General features: G+C 59.4%; 5 protein-coding genes and 1 pseudogene. 2 read left to right on the forward strand and 4 right to left on the reverse strand.

Annotated elements, in window-relative coordinates; genetic code table 11:
• Positions 1–526: 526 nt before the first annotated feature.
• Genes flgE through flgB form a run of 4 tightly spaced genes read right to left on the reverse strand, consistent with a single transcriptional unit; the run spans position 527 to position 3472 of the window.
• Positions 527–1843, reverse strand: coding sequence for a flagellar hook protein FlgE (flgE, locus tag HT737_RS07665; RefSeq protein ID WP_041075033.1), 1317 nt, complete (start codon positions 1841–1843; stop codon positions 527–529).
• 30 nt (positions 1844–1873) lie between these two features.
• On the reverse strand, positions 1874–2602 hold the full coding sequence (flgD, locus tag HT737_RS07670; protein ID WP_047295813.1) for a flagellar hook assembly protein FlgD: 729 nt from the start codon (positions 2600–2602) through the stop codon (positions 1874–1876).
• Positions 2603–2617: 15 nt separating this feature from the next.
• Positions 2618–3061, reverse strand: coding sequence for a flagellar basal body rod protein FlgC (flgC, locus tag HT737_RS07675; protein ID WP_003227217.1), 444 nt, complete (start codon positions 3059–3061; stop codon positions 2618–2620).
• Between the two features lie 3 nt (positions 3062–3064).
• A complete protein-coding gene (flgB, locus tag HT737_RS07680) occupies positions 3065–3472 on the reverse strand; it encodes a flagellar basal body rod protein FlgB (RefSeq protein ID WP_025112931.1) in 408 nt (135 codons plus the stop codon).
• Between the two features lie 393 nt (positions 3473–3865).
• Here flgB and HT737_RS07685 point away from each other — a divergent pair, with 393 nt between their 5' ends.
• The gene (locus HT737_RS07685; RefSeq protein WP_182402070.1) at positions 3866–4825 is read left to right on the forward strand and encodes a nucleoside-specific channel-forming protein Tsx; all 960 of its coding nucleotides are present in this window, start codon (positions 3866–3868) and stop codon (positions 4823–4825) included.
• A gap of 15 nt (positions 4826–4840) precedes the next feature.
• Positions 4841–5864, forward strand: a pseudogene (locus tag HT737_RS07690) (purine nucleoside permease).
• The last annotated feature ends 90 nt before the right edge of the window (positions 5865–5954 follow it).

The following is a 5954-nucleotide window of genomic DNA, read 5'->3' on the forward strand; positions in this document are numbered from 1 at the left end:
ATCTTTAGTGCTCTGCCAAAGATCAAAAAGATCGCACCTTCGGCAGCTCCTACATGAGCCTGGGTGCGTTCAGTCAGAGATTGGTCGGCTGTCAGGCCGCCATCGCCAGCAGGCTGACTCCCACAGCCAAGCGCTCGCTTTTCCGCCATCCAACACGATGAGCGTTAGCTCGAGTACCGCTTTTGATCTGAGGGCCTGTCGGCAGGCTGAGTGGAGGGATTCATCCGGGGGTGGGAGCGCAGCGACCGTTTGGCGAAGCCAAACACATCGAGAGGAGGTGCAGCGAAGCAAACCGTAGGCGATGCCCCCCCGGATGAATACCGTAGCGAAGGAACCCGAGCCACGGCGAGGGCCGAACGCTGGGACCTAGCCCTTTTGGTTACTTTTTGGTGTCTGAAAAAGTGACTCGCCGTAAGGGCGAAACCCTAAGTAGCCGTTACCGCAGCAACGGATAAGCCCACAAAACAATAGCCCACAAAAAAGCCCCTCAAAAAGAGGGGCTCCCTTGCACAATCAGAAACCGCAATCAGGTCATCTGAATGATGGTCTGCATGATGGTGCTCTGGGTGGAGATAGTCTTGGCGTTCGCCTGATAGTTGCTCTGGCCCTTGATCAGATCCACCAGCTCGTTGGTCAGGTTAACGTTGGACTCTTCCAGCGAGTTGGACACCACCTCACCCAAGGTACCGGTTTTCGGCGCGTCGTAACCCGGGATACCCGAGGCGAACGTCTCTTTCCAGCTGGTGCCGCCGACAGGCTGCAGGCCTTGCTCGTTGGTGAAGCTGGCCAGCGCAACCTGGCCGATGGCCTTGCTCTGGTTGTTGCTGAAGTTGGCGAACAGCGTACCGGTGCCGTCGATGGTCAGGTTGGTGATCTGGCCAGTGGCGTAACCATCCTGAGTCGGGATCGAACGAGCGGTATCTGCGTTGTACTGGGTGGTCTGCGCCATCGAAATGGTGATACCGGCCGGGTTCGCCGAAGCGCCGTTAGGCGTGAACGTCCCGTTAACCACAGTACCCGGCACCCAGCCAGTGAGCTTCAGGTCACTGCTGATCACAGGACCTGGCAGAGTGCTGACCTGGGTCAGCTTGCCAGCGGAGTCAAACGTCATGGTAGAAGGTGTCGGCGCGGTGACCTTCGGATCGCTGCCAGTAGCGTCCGGGTTACGACCGTCTACCAGGGTGTAGACCTTCCAGGTGTTCTGGCCAGTCTTCACCACGTACTGATCCATGACGTGCGAGTTGCCCTGGGAATCATAGATCGGCGTACTGAACTGCTTGGTGTAAGTCTCAAGTTTTGACGGATCGAACTTGCCGGCCGCCACTGTGTCGTCGATCACCGGTGCCGACGAATTCAGGTTGATGGTCGAGGTCACCAGCGAGGTGGACTTCGGCGCCAGGTTGGAAGTATCGATTTTCAGGTCGGTCAACACACCGTTGATGATCTTGCCGTTGGCATCCACACCGTAACCTTGCAGACGCGAGGTGTAATCGGTGTTGGTGATGTAACCGGCGTTGTCGACTTTGAACGTACCGGCACGGGTATAGGAAATCGAGCCGTTGTTGCTCATGGTGAAGAAGCCGGAACCGTTGATGCCCATGTCCAGCACGTTACCGGTGTTGTTGATGTCACCCTGGGTGAACTGCTGGGACACGTTGGCCAGGCGCACACCGTTGCCGATGACCTTGCTGCCGCTACCCAGGCGAGTGGCCGAGTAGACGTCTTCGAATTCTGCACGGGACGATTTGAAACCGGCAGTCGCGACGTTGGCGATGTTGTTGCCGGTCACGTCCAGTTGTTTGTTGGCTGCATAGAGACCGCTAAGGCCGATATTGAAAGACATATTCCACTCCTTTGTGCCGGTTGGTCGGCTCTATATACCAATGGTTTGTACTTTGGACAGGGCGACGGTGCCCTTGCCGGACAGGTTGAGCATCAGCTCGCCACCGGTCTGGCTGATGGTCACGCTGTTGACCGTGGCTGGCAGGTAGGTCGCCATATCGGTCGAGGTGCCATTGATCGAGGCGTTGGCCTTGACGGTGTAGGTACCGGTCTTCACCAGGTTGCCGTCCTTGTCCTTGCCGTCCCAGGTGAAGCTCGCGCTGCCTGCGGCGCGACTGCCCAGATCGAGGGTGCGAACCACCGTGCCGCTGCTGTCGGTAATGCTGACGGTGCCGCCGGCAATCGACGACGGAACGCTGACCGAACCGGTCATGCCTTTGCTTGGGTCGTCCAGTTGAACGGTGTTGGTCTGCACGATCACGTTGCGGCCCACCAGCGACGACGCCTGCAAGGCTTGCGAGGAGTTGTAGTTGCCGGCCAGCGAACTGACGGTGCTGTTGAGGGTGGTGATGCCCTCAAGGCTGCTGAACTGCGCCAGCTGCGCAACGAAGGCGCTGTTGTCCTGCGGATCAAGCGGGTTCTGGTTTTTCAGCTGGGTGACCAGCAGTTGCAGGAACGCATCCTTGCCCAGGGCCTGGCCGCCGGTGGTGCTGTTGGTGGCCGAGGCAATGCCATCGCCGGTCGTACTGCTCGTTTTCTTCGAGGAGTTCGACAGGATGTCATTCATGCTCAGGCTGCTGGTGGTATCGGAAACACTCATGGCCGTCGCCCCTTATTACTGACCGAGGGTCAGTACCTTCTGCATCATGGTTTTGGCGGTGTTCATCATTTCGGCGTTGGTCTGGAACGACCGGCTCGCGGAAATCATGTCAGCCATTTCTTCCACCACATTGACGTTCGGGTAGTAGACGTAGCCCTTGGCGTCAGCGGCCGGATGGTTCGGCTCGTAGCGTGCTTCGAGGTTGCTCTGGTCTTCGACCACGCCGAGCACTTGCACGCCCTGCCCTGCGGCATCCTGGCTCTGGAACAGCGAGTTGCTGCCGCTGTTCTGGCCGCCCTGAAACATGGTGGCGAACACCGGGTGACGGGCGCGGTAGGTCTGGTCGATGCTCGACGAAACGGTTTCGGCGTTGGCGATGTTCGACGCCACGGTGTTCAGACGCGTGGTTTGTGCGCTCATGCCGCTGCCGGCAATGTTGAAAACGCTGGACAGGGACATGGATTACTCTCCGCGCAGGGCCGATACCAGCCCTTTGAATTTGCTGTTGAGCAGGGTGAAGCTGGCCTGGAAGCCCACGGCGTTTTCCGCGTAGTTGGACTGTTCCAGCTGAGCATCCACGGTGTTCTGGTCGATCGAAGGCTGCATCGGCGTGCGATACATCAGCGACTCGTCGCCATTGCCCAGGCCTTCAGCTTCGATGTGACGGCTGTTGGTCATGTTCAGGGCGATGGTGCCGTTGGCGTTTTTCTGGCTCTGTGCTTCGAGCACTTTGGAGAAGTCCAGATCCCGAGCCTTGTAGTTCGGGGTATCGGCGTTGGCGATGTTGTTGGCCAGCACTTCAGCGCGCTGGGCACGGAAACCCAATGCCTTTTCGTGAATGCCGAGCGCTTTATCGAAGCTGATGCTCATGTCGGGAACCTTCGGGTGAGCGGTTTTTCGTACCTGAGCTTTAGCAAGCGCCGTGCCAAACACAAAAACCCGCGTAAACCGGGGCTTTGCGGGGAATCGGCAAAGCGGCAATGCCAGAAAAGCGGCAACCGGTTTCCGCTGCCTGCCGCTTTTCTGCCGCTTCGCCCTGTTGATACCTCTCCCTGTAGGAGCTGCCGAAGGCTGCGATCTTTTGATCTTGATCGTTAAAAACAAAATCAAAAAATTGCAGCGTACCGCAGCTCCTACAGGGCAATCGGAGCGACTTGGTACGTGTTGTGCAAACGTTTGCGACCTGCCTATATTGGCTTTTTCGTAACAAAACCGTACAGACCCGCAGAACCCGGGCCTTGATCCGCAAAAAAAGGACTTTGAATGCACGCTGCTTCCCTTCTTCGCGCCCCATTGGCGCGCACGTTTGCTGTTTCCCTGCTACTGACCGGCGTTACCGGAGTTCTCAGCCACAGCGCATTGGCGCAACCGGCGCTGCCCGACGAATCGGCCCAGGGCGAAGCCCTCAGCCCGGAAGCTGCCCCGGCGAAAAAAGGCGCGTATCTGTCGGACTGGTACAACCAGGACCTGACGTTGATCGGCAGCAAGGACATCAGCTTCGGCCCGCAACCGGCCGATGACATCTATCTGGAATACGAGTACTTCGGGCGCAAGGGGCCATTCGAGCTGTACGGCTACATCGACATTCCGAAGATCTTCAACATCGGCAACAGCCACGACAAAGGCGTGTGGGACCATGGCTCACCGGTGTTCATGGAGCACGAGCCGCGCATCTCCATCGACTACCTCGCCGGCCGCAGCCTGGCCATCGGCCCGTTCAAGGAATGGTACGTGGCGTTCGACTGGATCTACGATCACGGCAGCCGTAAAGAGAACCGCGCCAACACCCTGTACAGCGGTTTCGGCACCGACATCGACACCCATTCGCGGGTCAACCTGTCGGCCAACCTGTACGGGCGCTACCAGTGGGAAAACTACGGCGCGAGCAATGAGTATTCGTGGGACGGCTACCGCGCGCAGCTCAAATACATCGTGCCCATCGACAAGTTCAGCAACGGCGCGTCGCTGACCTACATCGGCTTCACCAACTTCGATTTCGGCTCGGACATCCACAAGGACAACCCGGCGCGCACCGCCAACGCCACGGTGGCGACCAACGTCTTGCTGTACTCGTTCACCCATTTGCGCTTCACCCTGGTCGGCCGTTATTTCCACAACGGCGGCAACTGGGAGGATGGCAGCGAGCTGAACTTCGGCGACGGCGATTTCCGCGCGCGTTCCAACGGTTGGGGTTACTACGCCGGCATCGGCTACCAGTTCTGAATTCAGGAGATTTTCATGCAAGCAATGACGCGACTGACTTTGGCCGCTGCGGCCCTGCTCTCTTCCACGGCGTGGGCGGCGCAAGCGCCGATCCAGCCGAAAGTGGTGCTGATCACCATGTTCGCCCCCGAGGCGCAGCACTGGATCGAGCGCCTCGATCTGCAACAGGAAATCCGCGTGCCGGGCCTGTCCGCCGAGTACCCGACCGTGCGCTGCAACGCACAACAGGTGTGCCTGCTGACCACCGGCATGGGTCAGACCAACGCCGCTGCTTCAACCCTGGCACTGGCCCTGTCGCCGAAATTCGACCTGCGCAAAAGCTACTTTCTGATCGCCGGGATCGCCGGCATCAGCCCGAAACACGGGACCATCGGCACCGCCGCGTGGGCGCATTACCTGGTGGAGTTCGGTACGCAATGGGAGCTGGATTCGCGCGATGCGCCGGCGAGCTGGCCGACCGGCTACCTGGGCATCAACACCAAGGGCCCCAACGAAAAACCGCCGCTGGACTACAAGACCGAAGTCTTCGAACTCAACCCGACACTGCAGGCCAAAGCCTTCGCCCTGAGCCACAAGGTCGAACTGAGCGAGAGCAAAGAGTCGGCGGCCTGGCGCCTGAAATACCCCGTCGCCCCCGGCCAACCAGCCGCCAGTGGTTACGCGCTGCGACACGCTGGCAGGCAACACCTGGTTTTCCGGTACGCGCCTGAGCGAACGCGCGGAGGTCTGGACCCAATTGCTGACCGACAACAAGGGTGAGTACTGCACCACGCAACAGGAAGACAACTCGACCTATGAAGCGCTGCTGCGTGCCAGTCGCGAAGGTCTGGTGGATGTGCAGCGTCTGGCCGTGGTGCGTGCTGGCTCCGACTTCGACCGCCCGGCGCCGGGCGGCAGTGAAGTGGACAATCTGCTGAAGTACGCCGATCAGGGCGGGTTCGTGCCGGCGCTGGAAAACCTCTATCGCGCGGGTAATCCGCTGGTGCAGGACATTCTGAAAAACTGGTCGGCGTGGGAAAACGGCGTCCCACAATCCTGAATACAACAACGAACCCTGTGGGAGCTGGCTTGCCAGCGATGGCGCCAGTTCAGTCAATATCTTGATCGACTGGTCTACCGCTATCGCTGG

Source organism: Pseudomonas sp. MD195_PC81_125, assembly GCF_014060985.1.
Taxonomy (GTDB): Bacteria; Pseudomonadota; Gammaproteobacteria; order Pseudomonadales; family Pseudomonadaceae; genus Aquipseudomonas; species Aquipseudomonas parakoreensis.